The 15,704-nt window shown below is 58.7% G+C and carries 10 protein-coding genes and 2 pseudogenes; 7 read left to right on the plus strand and 5 right to left on the minus strand.

Features of this window, described 5'->3' with window-relative positions:
• Positions 1-69: 69 nt before the first annotated feature.
• The 3 genes and pseudogenes from ACFWUP_RS13045 to ACFWUP_RS13055 form a co-directional block, all read left to right on the plus strand.
• Positions 70-207: pseudogene (locus tag ACFWUP_RS13045) on the plus strand (transcriptional regulator); the annotation flags it as partial.
• 124 nt (positions 208-331) lie between these two features.
• Positions 332-1,189 carry a helix-turn-helix domain-containing protein gene (locus ACFWUP_RS13050; protein ID WP_379233777.1) on the plus strand — a complete coding sequence of 286 codons (858 nt, stop codon included), beginning with the start codon at positions 332-334 and terminating at the stop codon, positions 1,187-1,189.
• A 405-nt stretch (positions 1,190-1,594) separates the two neighbouring features.
• A complete protein-coding gene (locus tag ACFWUP_RS13055) occupies positions 1,595-2,230 on the plus strand; it encodes a DUF4145 domain-containing protein (protein ID WP_379233779.1) in 636 nt (211 codons plus the stop codon).
• 1,149 nt (positions 2,231-3,379) lie between these two features.
• Here ACFWUP_RS13055 and ACFWUP_RS13060 read toward each other — a convergent pair.
• A complete protein-coding gene (locus ACFWUP_RS13060; RefSeq protein WP_379233781.1) occupies positions 3,380-4,630 on the minus strand; it encodes a hypothetical protein in 1,251 nt (416 codons plus the stop codon).
• Positions 4,631-5,197: 567 nt separating this feature from the next.
• Here ACFWUP_RS13060 and ACFWUP_RS13065 point away from each other — a divergent pair.
• Positions 5,198-8,869: a hypothetical protein gene (locus ACFWUP_RS13065; protein WP_379233783.1), complete on the plus strand. Its 3,672-nt coding sequence runs from the start codon at positions 5,198-5,200 to the stop codon at positions 8,867-8,869.
• Between the two features lie 312 nt (positions 8,870-9,181).
• On the opposite strand, the gene ACFWUP_RS13070 is transcribed toward ACFWUP_RS13065, so the two are convergent.
• The 4 genes from ACFWUP_RS13070 to ACFWUP_RS13085 all read right to left on the minus strand — a co-directional run bounded on the left by ACFWUP_RS13070 (position 9,182) and on the right by ACFWUP_RS13085 (position 12,853).
• Positions 9,182-9,712 carry a class IV adenylate cyclase gene (locus tag ACFWUP_RS13070; protein WP_379233785.1) on the minus strand — a complete coding sequence of 177 codons (531 nt, stop codon included), beginning with the start codon at positions 9,710-9,712 and terminating at the stop codon, positions 9,182-9,184.
• A gap of 33 nt (positions 9,713-9,745) precedes the next feature.
• Positions 9,746-11,017 (minus strand): radical SAM protein, encoded by a 1,272-nt coding sequence (locus ACFWUP_RS13075; RefSeq protein ID WP_379233787.1) that lies wholly within the window; start codon positions 11,015-11,017, stop codon positions 9,746-9,748.
• Entirely contained in the window at positions 10,942-11,781 is an 840-nt protein-coding gene (locus ACFWUP_RS13080) for an SAM-dependent methyltransferase (RefSeq protein ID WP_379233789.1), read from the minus strand. Before ACFWUP_RS13080 ends, ACFWUP_RS13075 begins: the two co-directional genes overlap by 76 nt.
• Positions 11,782-12,448: 667 nt before the next feature.
• Complete coding sequence (locus tag ACFWUP_RS13085) at positions 12,449-12,853, minus strand: DNA-directed RNA polymerase subunit beta (RefSeq protein ID WP_379233790.1); 405 nt, start codon at positions 12,851-12,853, stop codon at positions 12,449-12,451.
• Between the two features lie 843 nt (positions 12,854-13,696).
• Here ACFWUP_RS13085 and ACFWUP_RS13090 point away from each other — a divergent pair.
• From ACFWUP_RS13090 to ACFWUP_RS13100, 3 genes and pseudogenes are all read left to right on the plus strand, one after another.
• Complete coding sequence (locus tag ACFWUP_RS13090; protein ID WP_379233814.1) at positions 13,697-14,371, plus strand: DUF5919 domain-containing protein; 675 nt, start codon at positions 13,697-13,699, stop codon at positions 14,369-14,371.
• Positions 14,343-15,143, plus strand: a complete 801-nt coding sequence (locus ACFWUP_RS13095; protein WP_379233792.1) for an inositol monophosphatase family protein — start codon at positions 14,343-14,345, stop codon at positions 15,141-15,143. The genes ACFWUP_RS13090 and ACFWUP_RS13095 overlap by 29 nt, the downstream gene beginning before the upstream one ends.
• A 370-nt stretch (positions 15,144-15,513) precedes the next feature.
• Positions 15,514-15,704 (plus strand): annotated as a pseudogene (locus ACFWUP_RS13100) (IS1634 family transposase); the annotation flags it as partial.

Below are 15,704 nucleotides of genomic sequence, written 5' to 3' on the forward strand. Positions count from 1 at the left end.
GGAGACCACGCTGAGAGTGGTAGTGGCACGGCCACTCTCAGCCGCGCCGGACTGGGTACCGTCGATCAGGTGAGCGACAACGAACTCGGGCTGTTCCTGCGGACCCGCCGCGAAGCGGTCTCCCCCGCCGAGGTCGGGCTGCCCACCGGACCGCGCAGGCGCACCCCGGGTCTGCGCCGCGCCGAGGTCGCCATGCTGGCCGGAGTGAGATGTTCGTTACACGCTCTCTAGGTACGAGGTGTCGGTTGAGTGCTGCTGTGCAGGCAGGCACCGACCTGGTCAGGTTCATGGCGTGTGGAATGAAACTTGCAGGACGCAAAGGAGCACGAAAATGACCGACAACGAGTTGGGCCTGTTCCTGCGCAGCCGACGCGAGGCGGTCTCACCTGCCCATGTCGGTTTGCCTGCCGGACCGCGACGCCGCACGCCCGGTTTGCGTCGTGCCGAACTCGCTACCCTGGCTGGAGTTAGCGTCGAGTACCTCATTCGCCTCGAACAAGGCCGTGACCGTCGCCCGTCCCCGTCAGTGCTCTCAGCCATCGCCACCGCACTACATCTCCCACCAAGCGAACGCATCCACCTGTACCGACTGACCAAAACGGCTGACGCGGGCTTCAGCTGCATGGGCAACGCAGGCCCTGCACGGTCCGTTCGTCCCACGGTCCGCGCCATCCTCGAACATCTGGAACCCGCGGTCGCGGTGGTCGTGAATCGCCTCAGCGATGTCCTGGCCTATACCGAGGGCTACCACCGTCTGATGGCACCGACCGGTGTGCTCGACGATCCGTCCACAGCCAACCTCGCTCTCTTCATCTTCGGCGACCCACGGGCTCACGACTTCTACCCGGACTGGGAACACATCGCCGACCTCCAGGTCGCCGCACTCAAACAAGGCCCCTTCCGCAATGATCCGGCCACCGCCGCCCTGGCTGATCAACTCGAGATCGTGGCAGGTGAGCAATTCACACGCCGTGTCGCTACCGTCCCCAGCCTCCCCGCCGCGACCGGCACCACCCGCGTCGAACACGCAGAGGCCGGTCCGCTGCGCTTGGTGTACGAAACCCTCGATCTCCCGGCCGATGACGACCAGCAGTTGTTCGTCTATCTCCCGGCCGATGAAGCCACTGCGACCGCGTTGGACAAGATCGCGGGCCGCCACCCCGGCGCGCTGCGGGCGATCTCAATCTGAATCAGGCCAGGCACACATATCGCAAGCAAAGGAACGACTCGGTGCCGGACTCAGGACGAGCATGGGAAGGGCGATCTCGCGGCTACTGCCATACGGAGTGCGGAGGTGGTATGCCTCACCGGGATGAAATGTTGGTTAAACATCCCTTGTAACCAACGCCAGGAACGTCACATGATTGTGCAGCCCCGAGACTCCCATAGCAGCTGACGGTCCGCGAACGAACATCGACCAGCGGACACAGTGACCGGCGAGGTAGGCGGCGCTCGTCAACTTGAGGTCTCCGCCCGTCACTGCCAATCGCACGATCGGCGGGACGCACATATACGTCCCTACACGAGGCTCAGGCAACGCATCACTTCACTGCTTCTTGCCCAACGGATACCGTCTCAGTGACAGAATCTCTGCGTGACGGATGAGGTCCGGGCATTCATATGCCCACAATGCGGTGAACCTTCAAAAAGCAATGTGCATGGTGTCGTCGAAACACGAGACCCCGAGGATCCTGGAACGCTAGGGATGGAATTTGCACTATTGTGCTGCGGATACTGCCAGACGCCAATTGTCCAATATCGAGAGGAAGACCCGTGGTTAGACAGCTACGACGGCGTCAAGCCTGCGGCCTACTATCCATCGCCGCGCCTGCTCAGCGACGCAGTACCACCCGCACTGCGCGATGAGTTCGAAGAAGCGCAGAAGTGCTTCGACTCAAAGGCGTATCGCGCAACACTAGTGATGGTGCGCCGCACGCTCGAAGGAACTTGCGCCGATCAGGGGTCTACGAAGAAGACACTGGCACAAGGCCTGAAGGAGCTGCAGGATCAAGGCAGAATCGACGGCCTGCTAGCTGAGTGGGCCGACCTTCTTCGGGTGGTTGGTAACAAGGGAGCACACTACGGCCAGACCGTTTCGAGAGACGATGCTGGGGACGCCCTGCACTTCGCTGAGGCACTGCTTGATCACTTGTATGTTTTGCGCGCACGCTTCAACGCCTTCCAAAAGCGACAGCAACAACGAAGCAACAGCGAACAGAAGGGAAGCTAGCCATGTTCCCCACTCGCTCCAGCCATTCGACCGTCAGGCCATTTCTATATGACGAGATTCGACAACAACCGAGTTCGACACCGTACATTCGCGCAGGTCGGGAAAGCATGTCTACCGGGGAAGGTGAACCTGCGCGCCGGGCCGTCGCCGCTTCTTCACGGGATCGACTACCTCAAATAGCTCGTTGAACCACTGAACGTCTCCCATAGACGCGGCATCAATCCGGCTTACCTGTCTACCGGAGACGTATCGGCGATTCTGGGATACAACACCAAAGGTTTTGGCCGATCCGATTCTCTGGAGGCCGACAAGCTGTGGAGCCCCGCCCGAAGCGCTGTCGCCGCCTCCTGCAACCGATTCGCAGAATGCGCCGAAGACGGCACGGCTCGTCTGCTGGGCAGGGCTAGCGTCCCAGAGTTGCTTGGCCTTCGTCACTTCGCCGGAACCCGAGCCTGCTACATGAAGGATGTCTGAACGATCTGTCATTGGAATGGATCGTACGTGCCAATTATCAGACGCCTTTCTGTATCTCATGACCGTCAGCAGGAAGCGTGCAGTCATCTTGGTGCCTGCTCGGCTTCCGATGACGATGACAAGATCGTTGCGTTGGGACATGGGGTAGTTGCGCCAGAGGCCACGAATTGCGTGCCCAACGGCTCGGTGCGCTCGATCGCCTGGAGACGGATTCAAGATCCCTCGATCGATCTGGTCTTGTATGACCGGTAGAGCCAACGCAGGGAAGAGCACGTCACCGCAGTAGCCGAAGATGAAAGGTTTTGCGATACATGCAAAGGACTTGCGTGCGTGATCCCACCGCTTCGCCTGCCCGGAACTGGACGGCCAACTGATTCGGCTGTCCGTCGCGATGTACAACGATGCTGGCCCGCGGCTGTCCACGCCCGTCCATACTACGAGAGAAGTCATGTACCAGACTTTGACAGCAGGGAGCTCGTGGTGCATACTCGACTGGCAAATCCTGGGACCGGTTCACGCCGGGGCGAAGGTGTTGCGTTGGTTTACCGCCTGCGCATCCAGGTCTTGTGGGTGAGGTCGGGAACGCTCCGGCCTCACCTTTTTGTTGCGGAAGATATGTTTCGCTGACACCTCGCTCGCGCTTCGGTCTCGACCACATCGCTACCCACCAAGTGGTTATCCGGCGAGGCCCGACTCGACAGGCCTAGGCGCCATCCAGGTAGCCAGCAGCCAGTTGACCTCGGGTTCGCCGGGGATACCCACCACGCCAGTCGGGCCGTAGGAGACCATGCGGAAGGTGATCTCGCCAGGGATGCCGTTCAACTCGGCCTGGGCATGAATTTGCGCGGCGCAGGCGACGTCGAAACAGACTTGCGAGACCGTGAACGCGCCCAGGCGATGGCGTTCCAGCATAGCCTTGGCCTGCACCGCTGATCGCTTGGCGCGACCGGCCGAAGTGGGCGGTGCGAACCTGGCGACCAAACCCCAGCGCTGGTATCGCCAAGCCTGCAGGAAAGCTGTCGCTTGCACCACGATGTCCTGGTTGTCGAAACATGGATCGCTGGGCAGCAGCTGCGAGGGCACGAACTCGTCACGGAACCGGCGCTGAGCGTAGAGCTGCTGGATTTGCGGCCACAGCGTGCCCCACCTCGGTTCGGGTAGCGCGGGTGTGGCGGCCTTGGTGGTGGCGCAGGCCCAGTCCGCAACTGCGAACAGCATGCACCAGGCCTTGGTCGCGACGACGACGTTGTCGAAGTTGACGATCGAGCCGTGCACCATGCCGTGCCGGTGGATCTCGAACACCTCCTCGTCGACACGCTTCTTGAACGTCTTGTGGAAAGCTTTCATCGCGTGCGTGAGCCCAAGGTGGTGGCCGACCACCGAGTCCCACGCCGCCATCTCTTCCGGTTCACGTGCGGCCAGACCCCGGCGCGCCGCAGGCTGGAAATCGTTGACAAAGCCATCCATGACCGCGATCAATTGCAAGGTGGCACTGTCGAACTCATCAGCAAAGTAGTGATCGAAGGCACGCTGGATCTGACGGCGGCGCACCTTCAGGCCGTGGTGGGCGTTCAACCGCAGAATCCACAACGAGAGGGTTTCACGGTCGCGGTAGAGCTCGATCAGTCGTTGTTCGGCGGCCTCGGCAGTCGCGGTCTGGGCCAGGATCGTTTCGAGCTCCACGATGTTGAGCTGGTCGTGGAAGATCCACTGCTGCACGCCGAGACGGTCATAGAACTCATCGACCACCGCGACCAAGCGGTCCAGATCGTGGCGGATCGCCAGGATCTTCTTGCGCTGGGCACGCATAACAAAGAGGGTGATCGACCCCAACACATGGATCTGTTGGGACAGCTCGCGGTAACTGGGCAGATCCTTGGCCGAGCCATACGGCTTGGGCGTGGGCGAGGCCGGCGCGGCAGACATCGGGCCATCCTAGGACTCCAACCTGCCGTCCCTCCACTGATTTCCCCTCTGGGCTACCACGTGGCGAATGCCCACAGCTGACGTAGCGCTCACTGCTGACGGCCGATGTCGCCGACCGGTGACTGACACCAGCGCGCCACACGCCACACAATCGCCAACCTAAGGCGTTGAGATACGCTCATCCGCGCTGACTTCATCCGCAACGAGTGAGCGGTAGTGCCGCTGATCGCGCGGGCTGCTCCGGGCCTTGGCAGTCCAGAGTCGGCCCCGCTCGCCGGGTGAGATGTTGGTTACACTCATTGGTAGGGTCTATGGCGCCCCGGCGCAGCCGCTCAGGTATGGGACAGAAGCGTACGAGCGCCGATCGCGGAAAGCATCCAGGAGATATCGCATAACGGCAGCGCGACCGCGGGGAGGCAAGCGCTCCCCAGGAGGTCGGCAAACGCGCAGTACGACGCTCCCTACAACCAATCAACATTGTTTATGAAGTCTGCGGATCTCGCCTCCTTGAGCCGCTTCATAGGGTTGGATTCGAGATGCAGTATTTTCGGTGATACGGAGGGCGGCATGTCGGTGTTTTCTTCGAGAGGTCCATGGTCTGCGATGGATGGCCCGCAGTTGGCTGCGGCTGCAGCTGCGCTTCAACTGTTACCGAGCAATGTGCCGTGTTTGCTTCGGTTGGAACGATTAGCTGCGATAGGCGCATCGCTGCCGCCTAACCAAGCGTCACCATCGATAACACCCAATTCTCTTCGACGAATACTGAAGATGGAACTTATCGACGATGCTCACATCCGTGCGCAAGAAGACGAGTACGACGATGTCTACGCAGTTGAGATCCCATTTCATGGGGGTCCGAAGCTCGCACTTCAAGGGCTTTGTTCTCGTAGCGGCGAGATAATCGAAATAATGATTTCCGGAATCTTCAGATCTCCGAATGAGCTCCCGGAAGAATACAAAGAAGAGGCTTACGCATTAACGCACCTCATACTCGCAATTAGTAACAATATGTGCCGTCTGGCCGGTTTGGATAGATCCGCTCCAGCAAAAAATTCGAAGAAGCGGCACGTGGATGTGCCAAGTGCTCGCACCCTAAGTGAATTGCTTGCCGCTGTTTTCATTGACGACGACACGCTGAAGACGCTCGTTCCAGCTGAAGTTGGCGACCACCTCGACGCTGCACTCGCGAGTTGCTCCGTCTTCCCGGGCATGCATGAGTGCAAGTTTCAAAATGGATCGGACGACAGCTTCGTTCTGACTCCCCTCGCGAGAGTGTCTGGCGGATTTAATATCATAAATCCTGCCGAACTAATTTCGTGCCTGCGCCACAAACTGATCGTCATGGCAATCGATCATAGGTGTGAAGCCGAACTTGCCCGAGCATACCTTGCTGAACTTGCTGCGAGGATGATCCTAAAGTTGGGTCGAATTGCAGTTCCTGTCGGAAATCCGATTCTGTCTACCGAAACGGGGATATTGAGGCAGATGTTCGATGGCGACGGGATATCCATCGACTTGGCCGTGCTTTCAGATGATTTTAGAAATTTTGACAAGATCGACCCCTTTGGATCTGTGCCTCACAATCCAGCAGGTGAAATTCAAAGTGTCCTAGACAACCCAGATGACCCGAATCCGTCGACTAATCGTACGTTACGCATCGGAATTATCGACACGATGTCCAGGGGAGCATTCCTCGGTCTGGAGGATTTGCGAACACCAGGCCCTTTGGCGATCTTCAAGCCAGATGAACTCGCCACCATTATTGATTTGGATGGCGAAGATCCTCTGTGCATATGGTATTTTGCGGTCGCGGAAGAATCTGCGTCTGAAAGATCGAGAATAATGAGCTATTCGTCGCTAGATACTTATTCCATTTATCGTGAGAATGAAAATAGCTTCTACCTCAGCGACGAGGAAAAGCCAACCTTGATAACGATAGCGCCATCCAGTGGTGCTCATCTGCGAGTTTCGGCAAAGCAAAAACTGGACCGGCATCTGATTCTAGACCCTGATGGAGAGACTTTCGTCGGGGTGATTGCACGCTACCCGAACGGCACGCCTCCGATGTATCTGCCTGCGCGAATCGGCCTGAACTACTCAGTTGTTGAAGCTGAGGATGTCACGGTCTGGGTGAGTGATGAAATGCCCAAATCTTATAGCAACGTATTTCGTGACGTAACTTGCTACTGGCTAGCTCAAATATGTCAGGTATGCCCATACATATACAGCCCGCATAGCAATGCCATAAGGCAAGTCTTTGTGAATGTCAAGCTACTCGCTCCGGAGGGGTGGGAGAACACTATTATTGCCGACACCGAAGCTTTGACGATCAAGAATTCGGATTCCTGGGTTACAGTCGGCGCGCAGGAATCAATAATAGTGATCGAGTTCAACGGGGCTTTATCAGGCGTCGTCCGCGCCGCAGAGAATATTGCAGAGCGTCAGCTGGTGACGGCTCTAGTCCAATTTTTGTTGCCTGAGGCCTCGGTCGAACAGGCCATGAACATCGTGAATGAGGTGGTCGATTCCGAGGAAAAGCGAATAATCCGTGTTCTACCGCCAACGGAAGTGGATATGCGAGATTCCGGGGTGTCCTGTCGTACCGTCATGGCGGCCGCCATTGCTCCCGTGCTGGATAGGCTAGGCGATCACTTTATCTCGGGTGGTTGGCGTCTTGGCCAAGCAGTGCCATCGTCTGAGAGAAATGCCGTGCTCGGAAAGGCAGTTGACTTCTATTATGGGTGCATAGTTTCGCTGGTTTCTGAATTGGAATGTGCTGGCCTTATAGATTATCTGATGGCGATGGACGAGAGCCTACTTCACGAGATGGCTAGAGAACGCTATAAGTTGCCAGGTGAGATTGCATGCTTCGGTTCCAAGTCGGATCATGTGAAAGAATTAATAGAGGCTTCCAGTGCCCACACTGCGGCTGCTATGGCTTCACGATTTCTTATTGAGTACGTTGCTGCGGTGCCGCCCTCGGGGACGACTGAGATAGACCTACTCGTATACGACGAGCTTATGGCGTTGTCTTCTGAACTTATCGCAAGAGCTACACTTTCCGATGCTATCCTTTACAAGTTTTCCGATGTAGAATTAAATATTCTTGAATCTGGCCGACTCGGCGTATCTAGAGGAGATCGGTATACGGCCGGGTTCAGCAATCTAATGAAAATTCAAGCTGAAGCAAGACTTGCTATGGCCCTGGGAAATCTTCCGCGAGCTGTCAGATCTCCCTCGACTGAAGTAGACGACTCCAAGAAGGCCAATGAAATTGATTCTGCAATGCGCGACGAGTTTGGATTCACCTTGTCAGAACTTGGAGCAGGACTATATGAACTCGTTAATTATGCAGATGAACTTGGGTACGAGCTTTGCAGGGTTCGCCGTGAAGAAGTCCTCAAGCATTTATGCAAGAAAATGTCTTGGCCTCCCTCGACTGCAGAGGCATTTATTGCTGCGATCACTCTAGTGCCACGAAGAAGTTTTCTGTCGGTTAAGAATGACGCATATCCATGGAAGCTAAATCGCGAGTGGTCGTATGTCCGTAGGCCACTGATCGAAGAGCATCATTCGGATGGCGCTAAATACCTCGTTTGGTGTGTCCGTCGGACTTTTTCTGCGGCTTCCTTCTGGTTGGATCTCGTTTTTTCGGGTCGCATTAAATGTCATAACAAGGGTAAATTAAATACTCTCATGGGATCCATCAGGCAAGATGCGAATAAGCAATTCGAAGAAGACGTAGCGGCGGCGCTCAGGGTAAACGGTGTGTCACAAGTCGTGCGAGGAATCAAAAAGTTCAACGGAAAGCGCATCGCGGACAGGCAAGGTAACGATCTAGGCGATGTAGATGCGATGGGAATATGCCTAAAACGCAAGCTTGTGATTGCGGCAGAAGCAAAAGACTTCGAGTTGGCCCGCAATCCTGTCGAGCTATCTAACGAGGTTGCCAACCTGCTGGAAGGCGAAAAGAGTGCGATCGCGAAACATGGACGTAGGATTATCTGGATCCAGAATAATATCCATTCGGTTCTGCGTCAATTCGGCGTAGAGGGCTCAGCTGCTGGATGGCGAGTTGTACCTGTCGTTGTTACGAGTAGAAATCTGATCGGTCCCCACATTGTAAAACAGCAGATGCCTGTAATCACCCTAGCGCTTCTTCCTGACTGGCTGGGCCAGCTCATCGGCGGGCATAATCCTCGACGCCGCAATTCGAGGAATCGGATAATGAATAATTAACTGTGTTCAACGCGCTATTGCGGATTGAACTGCGGTTGTTGCCAGGTGGTCATCGGGAGCCGTTGAATCCGAACACTGAATCTTATGCTCGGTTGGGAGAGATATTCGTTACACACGCCCTGGGGCATGACCGGGATGGGAGGCAAGCCCCGAATGGAGCTGCGGCAACTCGCACGTCATCGCTTCGCGCGGTCCGGCGTCACTGCCCTCGGCCGATGCACGACGAAGGCCCCGGACGCTCACACTGTGATGCGCAACAGGGCCTTTCGGGTTGTGCTGTTTGTGTATCGCACCGGTATGCGGGAGCCGTCGTCAGAAGCGCAGTTCTCGTATTGTGTTGAGGTCGATTCCGTGGCGTGCGTAGATCTTGATCGTGTTCTCGCCGGTGAGGTCTGCTTCGGTATAGCCGAGCAGTTCGGCGACACGGACTACGTCGGCCTTAGTTGCGGCCTCGATCTCGAGATACGGCGGGATCTGGGGCCAGGTGTCAAGTTCGAGTTCTGCGCCGTCGAGGGTGTAGCTGGTCCGCTTGTTTTCCTGGTACGACTTCGCAGAGAATCCCATCATCTCGAGCAGGGCGTTGGTAGCGGCGAAGTCGTCGACACTCACCTCCACCTCGTGCGTGCCGTCGATGGCGTCGCTGGTGATCTCTTTGACCGCGAGCGTGGTTCGTTTTCCGTTGTCGCGCAGCCTGATCCACTTGCCGTCGACACCGGGAGTGATGTCGTAGACGTAGCGGCGCATGAACCGCTCACCAAGCTTCTGGCCGCCTCTGTCCAGGATGTGACGGTCGATGGCGTCCGGGCTGATGTCGAGGATCTTCGCTTCGTGCTCGATAGGCACGGGGACTCCTTCGGGGTTGTAGATGGGGCGAGGTTATCCGACTCGACGGGTCCTGAGCCGCGTGTACTCAGCATTCCGAAGTCCGAGGATTTCGGCGCGGACCGGGCTGACCAGGAACTCCTCTAGCGGCAAGCACAGGTCCATGCGTTGGATGCACACTCCGACCTGCCAGGTGCCGGTGCGGTCGTAGTAGAGCCGCACGCCGTAGAAGCCTTCCGCGCAATCGGTGCCGTTGTTGAACCGGCATCCGGCACAAGTTTGCGGTAACCGGACGGGGCGGATGTGCTTGAAAAGGATGCGCCGCCCATCGGGCAAACGGTAAGCGGTGCGCGAGTTGGAACCTCCGGCCGTGACGTAGTGCGCTTCGGCAACGGCACACCGCTCGGCGAGGATGCGTTCTATCGCGGTGATCGAACCGTCGCCGTGGTCGAGTGACATCAGCAGCCGCACTGTCAGGTTCGGGGAGAACTCATCGAGTAGCCGGTGCACGCGGGGGGCGTGTGCGTAGTCGGGGACGACGATGTTGGCGCTGGCTTTGACTCCATGGGTCTCGCAGGCTGCGATCGATCGTTCGAGCGCATCGATTCTGCGTTGGGCCAGAACAGGATTGCGGTATCGGGGGTGCTGTACGTCGGCGAGTTCGGATGCGGTGGTGCCGAAGATGGAGAAGTTGACCCGGTCCAGGCCGGCAGCGGCACAATCACCGATCACGCGCTCGCCGCGTTCACCGTTGGAGGTCATCCCGACTCGCAACCCGGCGTCCACGGCGATCTTGGTCAGTGTGGCGACGCCCGGATGCAAGGTCGGTTCGCCGCCGGTCAGGTGTACCTCGGTCAGCTCCAGTGCCTCACCGAGCGCCGTGAGCGCATAGGCGAATTCCTCGTTGTCGGGTACCGGGGCTGGGAGGAAGGCCGCGCCATTGGTCTGGGCGTAGATCGACATGCGCCCGCTCGCTCCGGCAGCCAGGAACTCACCAGGCAGACGGTTTCGGTTGTCAACGGCTACCGGTGTGCCTTCGTTATGACAGAACGTGCAGGTCAAGCCACATGCGTCAATGATCTTGACGCGCAAGGTGGTGTCTTTGTCGACGTGGACGGGGATTGCAGCACGGGACATAGCCGTGCTCCCTTCGTTCGGTGGTGAGTGGTGCCGGTCGGGATGCACCGGCGTGTGAGTCGAAGTCGCGACCGCCGAAAGGCGCGAAACCCGGCAATTTCGGGTCCTGTTCTCTACTGCCGTCGTTGACCGATGGCGGCGTATGCGCTCAGGTCCCACGCCGCGCGATGGCGCGTTGCGGTAGCCCACAACCGCCGAATTCCGTCCCTGTCGCCGTTTTCGCTGTCGCCCTCGCGGCTGGGGGTGGGTGGCCATCGGTGCGGGGCGAACAGCCCGGGTGCGAGGAGCTGGTACCCGGCGAGCATGGCCGTGATCTCGTCTCGTCCGCGTGGGTGATACGGAATTCCCGCTCGACGCAGGGTTTCGGCGGCGGCCTGAATGTGGTCGGGGTAGAACTCATCGGTGACGTGAGTGAGCACGAGCCACGTCCCGACCGGGAACCGATCGGTCAACGCGGCGAGCACGGCGGGGGCGTCGCTGATCCATTCCGCGGTGCCCGACACGCACACCGCCAACGGTGCCGTCGTGTCCATCACCGCAGCGATATCGCCCATGATGGCGTCGGTGTCAGCAATGTCGGTATCGGTGAAGTACCGGGGCCCTTCGTGCAGCATCGCGCGCCCGTGCGCGGCCACAAGGATGTCGGAGTCGACGTACAACGTCCGGGCGGTGTCGCTGCGTTGTTCGGCGATGTCGTGGATGTTCGGGGCGTGGGGCAGGCCGCTTCCGAGTTCGACGAACTGGGACACCCCGTGATGGTCGGACAGGTATTCGACCGCGCGTCGGGTGAACCTCCGGGATTCGGTGATCGCGGGTCTGATTGTGCTGCTCGACAGGTTCTTCGCCAGCGCATCGTCGGGTTCGTAGTGGTCTTTCCCGCCGAGGAACACACTGTGTAGGCGTGCGGGGGTGGGCTGGTAGGGGTCGATCAGGTTTCGTGGGCGGGTGGTCATAGTCGGGGCTCCTGCCGCGTCTGCGACGGAAGGCCCCCGACCAACCTCCGGTGCCCGTGGCGAGGGGCGCACGGTCTGGGAGATGGTCAGGGCCTTCCAGTGTTGCTGGTCAGTTGGTGGTGTGGGTGCTCCCGGAGGTCGGTTGGGCGGCCTCCGGGGGTTTTCCCCACCCTCGAACCGGCGCGACTCGGGGCTCGCCGGTGGTTCGAGGTATTCAGGTGGTCTTGTGGCGTCGGGGCGGTGACCGTGGTGGGCGGTGGGATGGGTCGATGTGGATCGGGAACGATTTGGGCCCCGGACATCGCCACATCGCCGGGTACGAGTCCGGGGCCGCCTTCGCGCGGGCCGGGTGAGGTGTTTCGGGTCCTCACCGGGCGCGAAGGCCATTCAATTGGTCAAAAATGTTCGGGTCAGGGCAGTAGGTAGAGCCGTTCGTTCGGGAGTCGCGGGAGCCCGATACAGTGCCCGGAATCCACTGCGACGGTGCAGGGTCGGCGGGCGGCCATGTCTTGCACGAACACCAGCGCAGCTGTCAGGCAGGCGGCGAAATCCATTCGGATGCTGGCGAATTGAACTGTGAGGTGGATATCGGGTTCGTCGGGACACGGTGACCGCGCAAATGGATCGGCATTCGGGTGTGGCACGGGCGGTGTCCTTCCGGGCCAGGTCAGTAGGGGCCGTGGGTGTGTGGCTTGGCCGCGTCTAAGGCGTGGCGGACGCAGGCCAGGACCGCGGTTCCAGACGGCCGGAAGGGGGTGGTCGCGGGGACTATCCAGGTTCGGTGGGCGTGGTGGTCTGGGCTCGGCGACGGCAACACGATGTTGCCGTCACGGATCACGACCACGTGCGCGCGCCAGAGTTCAGCGAGTGTGGTGGGGTCGCCGATCGGACGCATGTCGGCAGTGCGGACGAGGTAGGACCATGCCCGCGCGCGAGGGTGGCCGATGGTCGGACACGGACCGACGTTTCGGCGATGTAACTCGACCTTGACCCGCTGCGCGAGGTCGGTCGGCATCATGACCGCGCCGGTCGATCCGGCCGCCATCATGATCTGCCCCGTTACGGTGTCCACGAACGTAGGCAGGCTACAGATTCGCCGGTAGAACATGCTGCGCGAGAGCGGCGAATCTTGCAGGGAGGCAGGTATTTTCGCGTATGTCATTGCCCATCTTTCGAGTGGGGTGTGGCCTGGCGGCACGGTGGCGATAGCGACGATGCGGTGGACGCTTATGACTTCGCATTCGAAATCGGCAGGCGACGTAGGAATGACCGGGCAGCCCGCGCACGCTCGGCAGCAGTTGCGACCTGGCCGGGGACCTCGACACGAACACGATCGACAGGTGCTGGACCGAACTCAGCTATGTGCTGTCCGGGGATGCGCTTGGGCAGCGACACGGAACGAACCAAGCCGATATAACCGAGAAATGAGAGAAGCGCTGATAGTTCAGCTGTTTGATTTACATGGCTGGTCAGACAGGCTCGCTGCATCGTCGTGTTCTTCCTCGTGGGCCGACTGGTTGGGCATTCGCGGCACCGGTGAACCGGTGCAACAGCCGTTGGGGGTGTCGTTCGCCGTCAACTGTCGTACGTCGAGCGGTATCGCGGCGACGCCGAGGATGTCTTATCTAGAACTTTGGTGTCTGATCGGGTTTCTTCTGTGGCTCATGCAAGCTACGATCAGCCGAGCGGGTCACATAATGACAAGGGGTATGACGTGGGGACGGTACTCAAAGCTCTACTTCAAGAACGGCATATCCAAACAGTTTCAGCGTTCAATCGTGAATATGATAGAGCCGCCCTTACGATTGATCCGGGCGCAGTGGGAGCCGGACCTAAGAAAGCTCAGTTCTACCGATGGCTAGCGGGGAATATATCAACACTCCCCTACCCACACCACTGCCGCGTACTTCAGGGAATGTTTCCCGGGTGGACCGCAGCGGAGCTGTTCTCAGAATACAATGAAAGCGTTTCCTTATCGGACCGGGTGCTGAATTGGAACCTGCCAGAAAATGGCCGAGTGGATAGGGTATCCGATATTGAGAGCGTTTTTCCGAGAAGGGCTGATTTCCTTGAGTCGAGCTCGCCTCAGGACCTCTTCCGGGACGCACGGACGATCGACCTTGCGGGAATATCGCTTAATATCCTCTGCCAACAATGCTCGGACAGCGAGGTTCTGCGAATGATGAGGGAGGGCACATTCATACGGTGCCTGTTCCTCGACCCTGATGGCCTGAGTATCCAAGCGCGAGAGTTGGAGGAAGGGCACGCGCCTGGTGCGTTGACCAGTCTCACAAGGCTAAATATTCATATGCTGCAGCGGGTTAGATCGAAATGGAAATCTACGATGGGCGGCAATATTGCGATCCGCCTCTACGATGCGCCGGCCCGATTCAACATTTGCATTGTCGATTCTAAGGTATGCGTTATGCAACCATACCTACCGTTTGCGCGTGGCCTGGAGTCTCCGACATTTGTTGCGCGACAGAACGGCAGCCGAGGAATTTTTCAGACATTCTCCGAGGTATTCGAAGAGATGTGGCGCGAGGGAACGGAGCCGGCAGTTGAACAAAACCAGGGAATTCCTGCTTGACTCTGCGCGTAGCGCGGTTTCCATAGGCGTATCCATTGTTGAGTCGAGGAACGTCTCATCGATTTCATCGAAGGGTGATCGCGATTTTGTTACCGATATCGATATCGCAGTACAGGAAAGCATTCAATCATTCCTAGAATCGAAAACACCAGACATAGGGTTCCTCGGCGAAGAAGGGCAACGTGCACATACGCGCAGCGGGCCGTTCTGGACACTGGACCCCATCGATGGAACATCCAATTTTATCCACGGAATTCCATTGTTCGGAATCTCGTTGGCACTCTTCGAATTCAACAGTCCAACAATCGGGGTCATCACAATGCCAGCACTTGGCCTCGAATACTATGCGGCAGTCGGACTAGGCGCCTATCGAAACGGTGAGCGAATCCAGGTCGCGAGCGCTTCCGGGCTTTCGGAGTCGATCGTCTCAATGGGCGACTACGCCGTTGGTGAGGACGCGATGGAAAGGAACCGACCTCGGCTCGCATTGACAGCCTTACTGGCCGAGCGTGCAGAACGTATTCGAATGTTCGGAACAGCGGCCTTCGACCTCGCGTGTGTAGCCGATGGAAGCACGGACGGTTGTGTGATCCTGTCGAACAACCCGTGGGACATCGCGGCGGGAACAGTCATCGTCCGAGAGAGCGGTGGTGTTGTCTACGATTCAGATGGCAGTAAACACAGCCCGCAATCTCGGCACACCATCGCCGGGAACAGTCTCACCGCAAAGGAACTCGTATCGCTGGTTGCTAGGGCACATGACTGCCCGTAGACGGTCGGCTCAGAGAGATCGTCGCCGACGGTGGCGCTTCGTGACCGGTGGCCACTGTCCGATGGTGCGGGTGGTGAGCCGGAAGTCGTTGTCGCGGACGGGTGTTGAGCATCCGCTTTCGGGGCAGTCGGTCCGAACTGCGGCTGCCTGATCTGCGCTTGGAGGGTCTCGAGAGACGTATCTCTGGCTGAACTTCGCGGCGGTCGACCTCAACCCCGAGTTGGCTCATGACTTCTGTAGTCGGCAGTTCCTAGCGAGCTGACCTGGGGTGATGGGTTTTATTGGTGCCTGATTGAGGCACTAACCGGGTCGGTAGTCTCAGGTCGTGGCGTGGATTAGGCGGGTCAGGACGGCCTCGGGAGCAACGGCTGTGCAGATCGCGGAATACGCTGTCGGCCGCCGCAAAATCGTGGCCCATGTGGGCTCAGCCCATACCGAGGCCGAGCTCGGGATCTTGCTTCAACGCGCCCGTGACCTGCTCGAAGACACCGAGCAAACAACCCTGGACCTTGAGGTAGAACCCGTTTCGTCGGCCGTGGCACTGGTGGGTCAAGACCAGCC

Source organism: Nocardia sp. NPDC058658 (assembly GCF_042716665.1).
Lineage (GTDB): Bacteria > Actinomycetota > Actinomycetes > Mycobacteriales > Mycobacteriaceae > Nocardia.